Consider the following 13,084-nt stretch of genomic DNA (forward strand, 5'->3'; position numbering starts at 1 on the left):
GGCGGGCGCGGCTCAGCGCGGACGCAGATCCACGATCCTCCGGATCTTGCCCACCGACCGCTCCAGCGTCTCCGGGTCGACGATCTCGACCCCGACCGACACCCCGATGCCGTCCTTCACGGCCGCCTCGACGGACCGGGCCGCCGCCGCGCGGGTGGCGGCGTCCGCGTCCGGCCGGGCCTCGGCGCGCACCGTGAGGGAGTCCATACGGCCCTCCCGGGTGAGCCGGAGCTGGAAGTGAGGCGCCACGCCCGGTGTGCGCAGCACGATCTCCTCGATCTGGGTGGGGAAGAGGTTCACCCCGCGCAGGATCACCATGTCGTCGCTGCGGCCGGTGACCTTCTCCATCCGCCGGAACGTCCGGGCCGTCCCCGGCAGCAGCCGGGTCAGGTCCCGCGTCCGGTACCGGACGACGGGCATCGCCTCCTTGGTGAGCGAGGTGAAGACCAGCTCGCCCCGCTCGCCCTCCGGCAGCACCTCGCCGGTGAGCGGATCGACGACCTCGGGGAGGAAGTGGTCCTCCCAGATGTGCAGCCCGTCCTTGGTCTCCACGCACTCCTGCGCGACACCCGGCCCGATGACCTCCGACAGCCCGTATATGTCGACCGCGTCGATCGCGAACCGCTCCTCGATCTCCTGCCGCATCCGCTCCGTCCAGGGCTCGGCGCCGAAGATGCCCACGCGCAGGGAGGTGCCGCGCGGATCGACGCCCTGCCGCTCGAACTCGTCCAGCAGGGTGAGCATGTAGGACGGCGTCACCATGATCACCGCGGGCTTCAGGTCCTGGATCAGCTGCACCTGCCGGGCCGTCATGCCGCCGGAGGCGGGGATCACCGTACAGCCGAGCCGCTCGGCGCCGTAGTGGGCACCCAGGCCGCCGGTGAACAGGCCGTAGCCGTAGGCCACGTGCACCGTGTCCCCGGGCCGCCCGCCCGCCGCGCGGATCGAACGGGCCACCATGTCCGCCCACATGGACAGGTCGCCCTCGGTGTAACCGACGACCGTGGGACGCCCGGTGGTCCCGCTGGAGGCGTGCAGGCGGCGGATCCGGTCGCGCGGCACGGCGAACATCCCGTACGGGTAGTTCTCCCGCAGGTCCGCCTTGGTGGTGAACGGGAACCGGGACAGGTCGGCGAGGGAGCGGCAGTCGTCCGGGTGGACGCCTGCCGCGTCGAAGGAGGCCCGGTAGAACGGCACATGGTCGTAGGCGTGCCGCAGCGAGGACCGCAGCCGCTCCAGCTGGAGTGCCCGCAGCTCCTCCACGCCGAGCCGTTCCGCCGAGTCGAGCAGGTCCACCGCCTGGGCCATCAGGAACTTCCCCTCGCTCATCGTCACCATCGCATCAATCGTGCCAATGCGGGCGACCGATCATTCGGTCGCTTCCGCAGGCATCAGTAATCCAGCCCGGCCCCGCCCAAGGCAAGGCCCGGGGCACACTTCTTCCGCGCGTCGGGAGGTGCCGTGAGCGGGGGAGAGGGAAGAGAGGGAGCGGGGGCGGGGCCGGGAGATCTGCGGTCAGCCGGTCGTGCCGGACGCGCCGCCGCTCCCGCCGTCGCGCTTTCCTCCCGGCGGCCCGTACGCGGTCATGAAGCGGTCGCGGAACTCGTCCATGCCCCAGCGCGGGGCGTCGGGCGCGGGCTTGAGGCCGTCGGTCCAGTTCCAGTCCGCCACCTGGCCGAGGACCTTCTCGTCGCGGGCGACGATCGTGATCGGCACGTCCTTGTTGGTGCTGCCGGCGGTGACGGTCGGGACGGGCTGGTGGTCGCCGAGGAAGACCAGGACCGTGTCCTCGTCGCCGTACCGCTCCATCCACTCGGTCAGGCTGCGCAGCGAGTACTCGATGGACTTGCGGTACTCGGTGCGTACCTTCTCCGGGTCCTGCCAGACCTCCGCGGGGTCGGTGCCCTCCTTCTTGATCTCGTGGAACACGGAGCCGTCGCCGAGGTCGTCCCAGTCGATCATGCGGGCGTTGGGGGACCACGGGTTGTGGCTGGAGGCGAGGATGATCTCCGCCATGATCGGCTCGCGGTCCTCCCTGCCGTGCTCCAGACGCTCGAAGGCCTCCATGGTGAACTGGTCGGGCACCGGCGTCCAGCTGAAGTACGGGCCCCGGTAGCCGAGGTGCTCGGAGTCGTAGATGTGGTCCAGGCCGAAGTACTTGCCCTCCGGCCAGGCCCGCCGCACCCCGGGCACGATGCCGACGGTGCGCCAGTCGCCGGTCTTGCGGAAGTAGTTGGTGAGGGTCATGCGGTCGCTGGTGGTGAGGCTGCGGTAGCGCTGCTGGTTCTTGATCCACAGGCCGGACAGGAAGGTGGAGTGGGCGAGCCAGCTGCCCGCGCCCGTCACCGGCGACCTGAGCCAGCCGCTGCGCGACTCGAAACCGGCGGCCTTCAGGGTGCCGGTGCCCTCCTCCAGTACCGCGTCGATCGGCTCCGCCATCGCCGGATCGTCGATCGCGACCCGGCCGTAGCTCTCGATGAAGGTGAACAGGACGTCCTTGCCGCGCAGCCCGGTGAACAACTGGTCCGGCGGAGTGCCGGCGAAGGCGTCGACGGCGGCCTGCTGCTCGAAGACCCGTGCGTCCTTGAGCCCTGCGTGCACCTGCTCCACGCGGTTGCCCAGCATCTCCGCGGTGCCCTTGGTGGCGAGCGGGACACCGGTGATCTGCACGCCCAGGGTGACGCAGGTGATCCACACGACGCCGAGGACCAGGGTGGTACGGACGGCGGCCGGACGGTGGCGGACCATCAGGTTCGTGATCCGCACCGCCGCCAGCGTCATCAGCACCAGCAGGGCGGCGAACAGGACGATCACACCGATCACGGCGAGGATCTGCCCGCCCCGGCCGAACGACTCCCGGACGAACTCGGCCGCGTCGTCGAACAGGATCCAGTCGAGCACCAGGTCGAACGGCCGGGCCAGCACCTGGTAGAACCCCATGTCCACCATCTTCAGGACGGTGAGCAGACCGAGCAGGACGCCCGAGACCACCGCCGTGATCCGCCGGGGCCTCGGCGGCAGCGCGAGCAGCAGCGTCACCAGCAGGACGCCCTCGGCCGGGATGCGGAGGAACGCCTCGAGCGAGAGCCGCTCCACGCGGTTCGGCACGAGGAGCGCGAACAGCAGCAGCACCCCGGCCAGGACGGTCGTCCCTGCGGTGACACCACGGGCGGCGCGGGGGTGGCGCTGCCGCCAGCGGTCCAGTCGGGTGGGCGCCGGGCCCTCGGAGGCCTCCTCGCGGGGCTCGGGCGTCTCGGCGGGGGCAGTGGGGTGGTCAGTGGTGCCGGCCGGGCCGTCGTCCGGGTCCGCTCCGCTCTCGGTGGGGTCCGACAGCTGACGGGAGCGTGTGAAGAGCTGCACCCGGGGGTCCTTCCGTGCGGTACTACGAGGGCATGACACATCGGGCCCGTGCACGGGCCTGCCACCACCAGTACGTTCGCACGTCGTCCCGCGTTCAATCGCGCGGTCCGAAGTCCGCGGTCCCAACCCCGTGCTTCGGAACCCGCCGGCAGGAGTACGCCAACAGGAGTCCGCCGGCAGGACACCGGCGGTCCCGGCGCGCGTCACCCGTGCCTCGCTCCGGCCGCCCCCGCCCCGCCGCCTGCCCCCGTCCGCACCGCATCCGTGCCGAACCCGCGCAGAACACCCGTGCCGTCCCTGTGGAAAGGCACTCCCGGCATGACCTGTCGGCGGCCGGAACCGATCGCTAGGCTGGCCGCGGACGACGGACATCGGGAGGAGCACGGACGTGGCCGAAAGCACCACCCAGCAGCGACCGCTCACCGGCTGGGACAAGCCCGACCTGGACCTGAGCAACGCCCAGTGGCAGTCCAGCAGCCGAGGCCTGGGGGACGTACAGATCGCCTTCGTGGAGGGCTTCATCGCCATGCGCAACAGTGGGCGTCCTCAGAGCCCTTCCCTGATCTTCACCCCGGCCGAATGGGGCGCCTTCGTGTCCGGAGCCCGTGAGGGGGAGTTCGACCTGACGTGAGCAGGGCGCGTATGCCCCGGGGCGCACGCTCCGGGGCCTGCCGGCCGGTGAGCGGAAGGGCCGCCGGGCAGGTGTCGCCGCCGATCTTCTGGACACACGACCAGGGAGACTCTTCCGGGACCAGGACCAGGACCAGGACCGGGCCCGAGCCGGGCCGCCCCGGAAAGTGAGCGCCGTAGTCCGGAAGTGAGGAACCCCATGAGCACTCAGCCGGTCGTCGCGGCGGTCGACGGTTCGGACGACAGTCTGCGCGCACTGGAATGGGCCCTCGACGCCGCGCACCGGCGCGAGGCCCCCCTGAGGGTGGCACACGTACGTCAGTACGCCCTCTGGGGGCGGCCCGACGCGGCGCCCGCCGGACTCCCCACAGCCGAGGACGATCCGGTCCTCGGTCCGGTCCGTGCCCGGCTGGAGGGCCAAACCGGCCTCCCCGCCGTCGACTTCGTCGCCCTGGACGGCGCTCCCGGCGCCGTCCTGCCCGAACTGGGGGCCACGGCACAGCTGCTGGTGCTCGGCTCCCGAGGCCGCGGCGGTTTCACCAGCCTGCTGCTCGGCTCCAACTCCCTTGCCGCGGCCCGGGATGCCGAATGCCCCGTCGTCGTGGTCCCCCGGCCCGGCCGGGACACCGGCACGCCCGCAGAGGGCGCCGGGTCCGCAGAGGGCGCCGGGGAAGATCCCGGGATCGTCGTCGGCGTGAACGTCGACGGCCCCGACGAGGCCACTCTCGCCTTCGCCTTCCGCGAGGCCGCCCTGCGCGGCGCCGGACTCCGCGTCCTGGCCGCCTATCCGTGGCCCCCGCAGACCTGGATGCTGCCGGGTGAGATGCCCGCGCCGCAGATCGACCAGAGCGCCGTCGAGCACGAGACCCGCGTCCTCGCCGACGGCTTCCTCACCCCGCACCGCACACGGCACCCCGAGGTCACCGCCGAGATCCGGGTGCTGCCCGGAGACGCCGCCGGGCACCTGGTCGCGGCCTCCGAGGACGCCGGGCTGGTCGTCGTGGGACGCCACCGGCGACGCCTGCTGGCACCGGCCCGCATGATGGGCTCCGTCACCCAGGCCGTCCTGCTCCACGCGGCGAGCCCGGTCGCCGTGGTCCCGCCGGCGTTGCCGGAGGAGTAGCCTCCCAAAACAAAGCTGCGGGTCCTTCACCTGGCCGTCCACGGGGCCGTCCCCGAGCACTGTCCGCAGGACCGGCGACAACGGCGGGCCGGGTGGGCGTGGTGGGTATCGCCCGGCCGTCCGCTCGCGGGCCCGGGCACGTACCATGGCGGCATGTCGTTCCTCCGCCGCCGCAGCGCCACTCCCGCCGGACCCGACTTCGACGTCCTGGCCATGGACCCGGGCGACTGGCCCGGGAATCTGGGCGCCGGGCTGCTGCCCGCCCCCGACGGCACCTGCCAGGGCGTCTTCCTGCGCTACGACCTGTTCGGCGGCCGCGGCCCCGCAATGATCATCGGCAATCTGCCGGAGGGCTCCCCGGCCCGCGAGGTCCCCGAGGGCGAGGTCCCCTTCGAGGTCGGACAGCTGCTGCTGGCGCTGGAGAACGACGAGGAGGTGACCGTCGTCGGCACCGAGGACGTGCCCGTGATGCAGGGCGACAACCTGCTCATCGTGCGCCGGGTGAAGCTCTCCGAGAGCCGGATCTCCTGCGTGCAGTTCGACCGCAGCGACAACGTGCTGGTCACCATCGCCGCCTGGGACCGCCCCATCACCGACGACCTGTACACCCTCCTCAAGCCGCTGCCCGCCGAACTGTTCCAGCAGGGCTGACCGGCCCGGACCGGCCCCGCCCCCGACCGGGAACCAGGGCCGGGAAGCAGGGCCAACCGAGCGCCGGGGACGGCCGCCGCTACACCGTTCTCACCGTCACGTCCGCCGCCCGCACGAACGCGACCCGGTGGCCGAACTGGATCTGGTAGTACAGCTCCTTGCCCCGGACCACCTGGTGCGAGGACCGGTCGAAGGTCACCGCGTACAGGTACTCACCGGGCACCTTGCCGCCGGTGACGTACCGCTGGCCCTTCAGCAGCGTGTACGGCAGCGGGGACACGTCCTGTGCGGGCACACCCTCCGGGTAGGCGGCCTTCTCCGGGTAGGCGCGCCCGTACACCGGCACGGAGTCCAGGCCCTTCCTCGGGGTCACCACCCGGCCCGCGGCGGGCACCGCGGTGGGCTGCCCCTTCGGGTTCCTGAACCAGGCCTTCTGCCCCAGGTACCAGATCGCGGTCCAGTCGCCCCACCGGTCGGCAACCGCGTACTGCTGCCCGGTCGACACCCGTGAGGACAGGTCGTTCACCCCGGTCGTCGGGTCCGAACCCAGGCCGATGTCCCTGATCAGGGCGGACTTCTCGTCATGGTCGGAGTACAGCCGTACCGCACTGGACCCGTGCACCGCGCACGGCTCGCCCGCGGTCCCGCAGCCCGTGAACACCGGGCCGTGGGTGGCGTAGTCGGGGCGGATCGTCACCAGGCCGCCGTTCTTCCCGGCCGTGGCCTCGAACGGGCTGCCCAGCAGCTCGAAGTAGTGCGCCCAGTCCCAGTAGGGGCCGGGGTCCGTGTGCATGCCGGGCACGGTCGCCGCGGTCGTACCCGGCACGGTGTCGTGGCCGAGGATGTGCTGCCGGTCCAGAGGGATGTCGTGCTTCTCGGCGAGATACCGCACCAGACGGGCCGAGGAACGGTACATCGCCTCGGTGTACCAGGCGTCCGGTTCCGTCAGGAAGCCCTCGTGCTCCAGCCCGATCGACCCGGCGTTGACGTACCAGTTGCCCGCGTGCCAGGCCACGTCCTTCGCCTTCACATGCTGGGCGATGTGACCGTCGGTCGAGCGCAGACTGTAGTGCCACGACACATAGGTGGGGTCCTGCACCATGTCGAGAACACCCTCCCAGGCGCCCTCGGTGTCATGAACGACGATGTACCGGATCGGCTGCGAGGCAGGGCGGTCCGCCAGGTCGTGGTTGCCGTAGTCGCCGTCCCCGAACTCCTCGTACGGCGCCGGGATCCACTCGCAGGACACCGTCGCGGGACACTCCGGGGTGGTGGCGGAGCCGGTGGACACGGCCCGCGGGCCGGTGCCGGGCAGCGCCGACCGGTCCGGGACGAGTTCCGGACGGGCGGCCAGGGTCACCGGCTCTCCCGTGTCCGTGACCCGGTGCGCGCCGGCGCGGATCACCTCGTAGACCTCGTCCGCGTACGCCGCGGCCGACGCGGTGTCGTCCGCACCGGAGAAGCGGGCCACCGCGCCGTACCAGTCCGCCGGGTCCTCGCTCGGAGCCCCGCCGAGCTCCCGCTGGGCCTCGGCCAGCAGCGCGGCGCCGCCCGCCACGTTCGCGGCCGGGTCGTCGCGCAGCCGCTCGGCGCTCAGCCCGGTCAGCCCGGCCGCCCTCGGCAGGGTGGCCAGCCGGTCCGGGAAGGACCCGGCGCGCGGCGAGCGGGCCTCTGGACGCAGCGGAGGCCGGGCGTCGTCGCCCCGGGGATCCTCCGTCCCCTCGTCGTGATGCGACGTCACCGCCAGCGCGGTGCGGGCGTCCGTGAGGTGCATCGGGCCGTAGCCGCCGGTCACACTCGGCGCGCCGTCGTGCGTGTCCCAGCGGGACTGGAGGTAGGAGACGCCCAGCAGCACGCTCCGGGGCACCTCGTACGCGGCGGCTGCGGCGCCGAAAGCTTTCTGCAGCAGGGGTCCGTCGGACGGGGCGGCATCCGGCGGGGCAGCGGACGGGGCCGCGCCGAGCAGCGGCAGGGTGAGCGCCGCCGCGGCCAGGGCACCGGCCGTACGGCGGGCAGGGCGGGCACCGGCGACCGGCGCACGGCCGGGTCGGGTGGGGGATCCTCGCAACGCGGTCTCCTGGGACGATCGGGCGGGACGGTCCGTACGAGCCACAGGGCCGTACAGGGGGCCTGCGGTGCGTCTGTGCTACCGGCTGGCCGATGATCCGTCAATCATGCCCAGGAGAGGTGCGATTCCCCTGTCATCCGAGGGCTGCGGAACTTTCGTGGCGGCGGCCCGGAGACCTGCGGTACGTCAATGGCGTACACCGATGGCGCCGGGAACCGGCCGTGAAATTCCGGGAACGTGCCAGCCCCGTGCCGAGCCCCGTGGGGACCGCACCGGGACGTGGGGGGGGGGGGGGGGGGGGGGGGCCCCCCCGCCGGGGGGGGGGGGGGGGGCGGCCCCCCCCCCGGGGGGGCCGCCCCCCCCCCCCGGGCCCCCCCCCCCGGGGGGGCCCCGGGGGCCCCCCCCACGTCCTCGTGGGGTCAGCGCGTACCGACCGCCGCGCGCACGGCCTTGCGGGCCAGCTGGCAGTCGTCGTGCAGCCGCCGCAGCAGCAGCCGCTGCTCCTCGCCGGACGGCAGCGCGCCCGGCCGGGCCGCGTTCGGCGCCACCGGGGGCGTGTCGTGCATCGAACGCTGCACGGCCGTCTCGTAGGTACGGATCTCACGCGTCAGCACCAGCATCAGGTTCACCAGGAACGCGTCGCGTGAGGCATGGCCCGCCGACTGCGCGATCTGGCTGATCTGCCGCCGCGCCGCCGGCGCGTCCCCGAGGACCGCCCACAGCGTCGCCAGGTCGTAGCCCGGCAGGTACCAGCCCGCGTGCTCCCAGTCCACCAGCACTGGACCGGCCGGTGAGATCAGGATGTTGGAGAGCAGCGCGTCGCCGTGACAGAACTGGCCCATGCCGTGACGCCCTGCCGCGTGCGCGATGCCGTGCAGCAGCTTCTGCAGATCGTCCATGTCCCGGTCGGTGAGCAGACCCAGCTCGTGATAGCGGGCGAGCCGCGCCGCGTAGTCCAGCGGGGCGTCGAACGTACCGGCGGGCGGACGCCATGCGTTCAGCCGGCAGATCGCGCCGAGCGCGGCCCTGATGTCCGCCCGCGGTGGTGCCTCCACCGGATGCCGCTGCAGGGCCGCCACCCGGCCGGGCATCCGCTCGATCACCAGGGTGCAGTTGTCCGGGTCCGCCGCGATCAGCCGGGGAGCCCGCACGGGCGGGCGGTGCCGGACGAACGAGCGGTAGACCGCTATCTCGTGCCGGAACCGCTCGGACCAGGCGGGCGAGTGATCCGTTAAGCACTTGGCCACTGTGGTGCTCCGGCCGGTCGTACCGACCAGGAGAACGGACCGGCCGTTGCGGCGCAGCACCTGCACCGGCGCGAACTCCGGACAGATGCGGTGCACCGACGCGATCGCCGAGCGCAACTGGGCGCCCTGGGGACCGGACAGGTCGAGCCGGCCGCTCAGCTGCTGGGGGCCGGAACCCGGAGCGCGCCGTGCCTTGCCCGCGCCGAGCACGGGAGCCGCCTGGCGAGCGGGGGCGAGGTAGGGGCCGCTGTCCGCCGGACGCGGACGGAGCGGCCGGGGCGGGGCGGACACGGAGGACGATGCTGCGTACATGGGTGATACAGATCCCTTCGTGTGCCTGTGACGTCAGCGCACCACACGGCCCGGTCGCCCAGGCGCACCCTGGGGAATGCCCCGGCCGGGACCGGGTCGTGGTGGCGCATTCCTACTCGACACCCGATGACCCCTGGCACACCATCTGGCGCACCCTGGCGAACCCTGGCGAATAGTCGCCCGGCATCTTTCACCCGGCTACTGTCAACTCAGCCGAGAACCTGGGGGCTTGATGTGAGCGGACAACCCAACACCCGGCTCTCGGACCTGTTCGGCCTGGCCGGCTGGTCCAAGGGCGAACTCGCGAGGCTGGTCAACCGGCAGGCGGCGGCCATGGGCCACCCCCAGCTGGCGACCGACACCTCCCGGGTGCGGCGCTGGATCGACATGGGAGAGATCCCGCGCGATCCCGTCCCGCGGGTGCTGGCGGTCCTGTTCACCGAGCGTCTCGGCCGTGTCGTGACCATCGAGGATCTCGGTCTGGTCCGGCACGGGCGTACGGGGAAACGGCGGAGCGGCGGGAATACGGAACATCCCGACGGAGTGCCGTGGGCGCCCGAGCGGACAGCCGAGGTCCTCACCGAATTCACGGGAATGGACCTCATGCTCAACCGACGCGGCTTGGTGGGCGCGGGCGCCGCGCTCGCCGCGGGATCCGCACTCACCGGCGCCATGCACGACTGGCTGCACACGGATCCCGCCCTGACCACCGACACTTCCCGACCCGACCATCCGACGCACGCCGACTCCGCCGGGTTCGACCGGTACGAGGCCGCCCCCATCGGGTCCCAGGAGATCGAGGAACTCGAGCGCTCCGTGGAGGTGTTCCGCGCCTGGGACGCCGCCCGGGGCGGCGGCCTCCAGCGCAAGGCGGTGGTCGGCCAGCTCAACGAGGTGGGCGGCATGCTCACCTACCACCACCCGCCCCATCTCCAGCGGCGCCTGTGGGGCGTCGCCGCCAACCTCGCCGTCCTCGCCGGGTGGATGTCGCACGACGTCGGCCTGGAACCCACCGCGCAGAAGTACTTCGTCATCGCCGCGCACGCCGCCCGGGAGGGCGGCGACCGGCCGCGCGCGGGGGAGGCGCTGTCCCGCGCGGCCCGCCAGATGGTCCACCTGGGCCGGCCCGACGAGGCCATGGACCTGCTGAAACTCGCCCACTCGGGCTCGGGCGAGGAGGCCCTGCCGCGCACCCGCGCGATGTTCCACACCATTGAGGCCTGGGCACAGGCGTCCATGGGCAAGGGACAGGCGATGCGCCGCACCCTGGGCCGGGCCGAGGACCTGTTCGTCTCCGACCGGGGACCGGACCAGGAGCCGCCGGACTGGATGCAGACCTTCAAGGACGAGGACCTGTACGGCATGCACGCCCTGGCCTACCGCACGCTGGCCGAGTTCGAGCCCGACGCGGCGGTGCACGCCCAGCACTACGCGGAGAAGGCGCTGTCCCTGCGCGTCGACGGCCGGGAGCGGTCGAAGATCTTCGACCATCTCTCCATGGCCTCCGCCTGCTTCATCGCCGACGACCCGGAACAGGCCGACCGGTACGCGCGTCTCGCGCTGATGTCGATGGGCTCCAACTCCTCCCGCCGCACCTGGGACCGGCTGCGCGAGATGTACCGGCTCACCGCCGAGTACTCCTCGTATCCCAGGATCCAGGAACTGCGGGAGGAGATCAGGGCGGCCCTGCCCAGGCCCAGGGGCAAGGGGGACAGCGCCCGGGCGTAGCGGGGCCGGGGAGCACGGAAACGCCGGGGGAGCGAGGGCGCTTCCTCGCGAGGCCCGTCGTGCCTCTCGTACGGGGCCGCCGGCGCCGGATCAGTGGCTCGGGAGCCCTACGAGGCCACCCGGGCGACGAGCACGCAGGCGTCGTCCTCGCGTTCCCTGTCACCGAACTCCCGCAGGACGGCCAGCAGACATTCCTGCGCGGTACGGCTTTGCGCGAACCGCGGGGCCAGGCCGGCCAGTCGGCGGACGGATGCGGCCCCGGTCCGTCCGGGCACCAGCCCGTCGGTGTGCAGCAGCAGCAGGTCGCCGGCCTCGAGGGTCTCCTCGGCCTGCCCGTAGGAGGAAGCCGGGGCGGTGCCCAGCAGGACGCCGTCCGGGGCGTCCAGTGCGTGCCCCGTCCCGCCGCGGAACAGCAGGGGGACGGGGTGCCCGGCCTGCGCCCACACCAGGGAGCCCGTCTCGGGCCGGTAGCGCAGGCAGAGGCCGCTGCCGAGGGCGGGCTGCCCGGTGGCGTCCAGTAACCGGTTGAGGCAGGCCATCAGGGGTCCGGGCTCGGTGCCGGACATCGCCATGCCCCGCATGGCGCCGATCAGCATCGCCATGCCCGAGGCCACGCCGACGCCCTGCCCGGTCAGCTCGCCGACACTGAGCAGGGTGGCGCCGTCGGACAGTTCGAGGGCGTCGTACCACTCCCCGCCGGTCGCCGCGCCCGTCGCCGACGGGAGGTGCCGGGCGGCGACGTCCAGGGTCCGGGGCCCCCTTCGCGGGAGCCGCAGGGAGCCGCGCCACGCCGGCAGCACGGCTTCCTGCAGCTCGACCGCGAGCCGGTGTTCGGTCCGCGCCGCGTCCTGTTCCCGGTGGCGCAGCGAGTCACGGGTCTCGCCGACCGCCCGTCGGCACCGGCGCAGTTCGCTGACGTCCCGCAGCACGGCCCACATCGAGGCGGTGCTGCCGTCGGTCCCGAGGACCGGTTCGCCCATCATGTGCACGGTCCGGACGCTGCCGTCCGGGCGTATCAGCCGGAACTCGCCGTCGATGGGCCGGGCGTCGACGAGACAGCCCGTGACCATCGCCGTGAGCCTCGGCCGGTCCTCGTCGTGCACCAGCGACGGCAGCTCGTCGAGGGTGAGCGGCGGTGCGGCCGGGTCGCGGTCCAGGATGCGGTACAGCTCCCCGGACCAACTGGCCTCGTCCGTCAGCAGGTTCCACTCGGCACTGCCGACCCGGCCGAGCAGGGGGCCCTGCCCCGGCGCGGCCTGCGTGGTGGGCGCGGACCCGGCCGGCCCCGCAGGAACGGCCGGCGCGGGTACGGGCAGTGGACCGTCCCGCAGCTGGGCCAGGTGCTCGTCCAGGTCGTTGAGCTGGTGCAGTGCCAGGTCGTACAGTGCGCGCTGCCAGCGGTCCCGCGGGTCCGAGGTGTCCGCCGGGGTGCCGCGCCGTACGGCGTCCACGTCGCCCTTGAGCCGCCGGGTCTGCGAGATGAGCGCGTCGACCGGGCCGCGTCCTGGCGGCTGGGCTGTCGAGCGGTCCGCGGAGAGGTGGGGCGGCATGACGCACTCCGAGTGTGGGACGGTTCGGGCCAGGGTCGGACGGAGGGACCGTTACGACTGTTGCACAGCCCGCCACGCCCTGTAAGGGATTCGGCGAGACACCTTAAGGTCATGCTCATGGCATATGCCACGGTCTTCGCGGAGTTACTCAAGGGTATGTGCCGGGTGCCGACCTGACAGGCCAAATCCCTTGGGGCGCAAGTGACTTGATGAAGGCTCCGGTCGGCATCGGCTGCACGCGCACATGTTCGACGAAGGGGTGTTCGTTCGCGGAAGCGATCCGTACCGTCCTCGTCCCGGGGGGGGGGGGCCGGGGGGGGGGGGGGGCCCCCGGGGGGGGGGGGGGGCCGCCGCGCGGGGGGGGGGGGGGGGCCCCCCGGGGGGGCCCCCCCCCCCCGGGGGCAGGCACCCCGAG

At 72.9% G+C, this 13,084-nt stretch carries 9 protein-coding genes; 4 read left to right on the forward strand and 5 right to left on the reverse strand.

Annotation, left to right across the window (positions count from 1 at the left end; genetic code table 11):
* Window positions 1-12: 12 nt before the first annotated feature.
* Both paaK and ACIF80_RS14140 read right to left on the reverse strand, forming a co-directional pair.
* Window positions 13-1,308 (reverse strand): phenylacetate--CoA ligase PaaK, encoded by a 1,296-nt coding sequence (paaK, locus tag ACIF80_RS14135; RefSeq protein WP_399803985.1) that lies wholly within the window; start codon window positions 1,306-1,308, stop codon window positions 13-15.
* 207 nt (window positions 1,309-1,515) lie between these two features.
* Window positions 1,516-3,360 carry a sulfatase gene (locus ACIF80_RS14140; protein ID WP_399803693.1) on the reverse strand — a complete coding sequence of 615 codons (1,845 nt, stop codon included), beginning with the start codon at window positions 3,358-3,360 and terminating at the stop codon, window positions 1,516-1,518.
* A 388-nt stretch (window positions 3,361-3,748) separates the two neighbouring features.
* Between ACIF80_RS14140 and ACIF80_RS14145 the strand changes: the two genes are divergently transcribed.
* The 3 genes from ACIF80_RS14145 to ACIF80_RS14155 all read left to right on the forward strand — a co-directional run bounded on the left by ACIF80_RS14145 (window position 3,749) and on the right by ACIF80_RS14155 (window position 5,764).
* Window positions 3,749-3,991, forward strand: a complete 243-nt coding sequence (locus ACIF80_RS14145) for a DUF397 domain-containing protein (protein ID WP_042172421.1) — start codon at window positions 3,749-3,751, stop codon at window positions 3,989-3,991.
* Window positions 3,992-4,189: 198 nt separating this feature from the next.
* Window positions 4,190-5,113: a universal stress protein gene (locus ACIF80_RS14150; protein ID WP_399803697.1), complete on the forward strand. Its 924-nt coding sequence runs from the start codon at window positions 4,190-4,192 to the stop codon at window positions 5,111-5,113.
* 153 nt (window positions 5,114-5,266) lie between these two features.
* Window positions 5,267-5,764, forward strand: coding sequence for a hypothetical protein (locus ACIF80_RS14155; protein ID WP_055574914.1), 498 nt, complete (start codon window positions 5,267-5,269; stop codon window positions 5,762-5,764).
* A gap of 79 nt (window positions 5,765-5,843) precedes the next feature.
* On the opposite strand, the gene ACIF80_RS14160 is transcribed toward ACIF80_RS14155, so the two are convergent.
* Both ACIF80_RS14160 and ACIF80_RS14165 read right to left on the reverse strand, forming a co-directional pair.
* A complete protein-coding gene (locus ACIF80_RS14160; protein ID WP_399803700.1) occupies window positions 5,844-7,832 on the reverse strand; it encodes an N-acetylmuramoyl-L-alanine amidase in 1,989 nt (662 codons plus the stop codon).
* 419 nt (window positions 7,833-8,251) lie between these two features.
* On the reverse strand, window positions 8,252-9,391 hold the full coding sequence (locus tag ACIF80_RS14165) for an aminoglycoside phosphotransferase family protein (protein WP_399803703.1): 1,140 nt from the start codon (window positions 9,389-9,391) through the stop codon (window positions 8,252-8,254).
* 234 nt (window positions 9,392-9,625) lie between these two features.
* Between ACIF80_RS14165 and ACIF80_RS14170 the strand changes: the two genes are divergently transcribed.
* The gene (locus tag ACIF80_RS14170; RefSeq protein WP_399803706.1) at window positions 9,626-11,119 is read left to right on the forward strand and encodes a hypothetical protein; all 1,494 of its coding nucleotides are present in this window, start codon (window positions 9,626-9,628) and stop codon (window positions 11,117-11,119) included.
* A 107-nt stretch (window positions 11,120-11,226) separates the two neighbouring features.
* Here the strand turns inward: ACIF80_RS14170 and ACIF80_RS14175 are convergent, their stop codons facing one another.
* Entirely contained in the window at window positions 11,227-12,669 is a 1,443-nt protein-coding gene (locus tag ACIF80_RS14175) for a PP2C family protein-serine/threonine phosphatase (protein ID WP_399803708.1), read from the reverse strand.
* Window positions 12,670-13,084 lie beyond the last annotated feature (415 nt).

Source organism: Streptomyces sp. NPDC085927, assembly GCF_044540975.1.
GTDB classification, from domain to species: Bacteria; Actinomycetota; Actinomycetes; order Streptomycetales; family Streptomycetaceae; genus Streptomyces; species Streptomyces hirsutus.

Coding starts and splice junctions, on each gene's coding strand:
- paaK (WP_399803985.1), bottom strand. CDS start 1,308: ATGGCCCAGGCGGTGGACCTGCTCGACTCGGCGGAACGGCTCGGCGTG.
- ACIF80_RS14150 (WP_399803697.1), top strand. CDS start 4,190: ATGAGCACTCAGCCGGTCGTCGCGGCGGTCGACGGTTCGGACGACAGT.
- ACIF80_RS14155 (WP_055574914.1), top strand. CDS start 5,267: ATGTCGTTCCTCCGCCGCCGCAGCGCCACTCCCGCCGGACCCGACTTC.
- ACIF80_RS14165 (WP_399803703.1), bottom strand. CDS start 9,391: ATGTACGCAGCATCGTCCTCCGTGTCCGCCCCGCCCCGGCCGCTCCGT.
- ACIF80_RS14175 (WP_399803708.1), bottom strand. CDS start 12,669: ATGCCGCCCCACCTCTCCGCGGACCGCTCGACAGCCCAGCCGCCAGGA.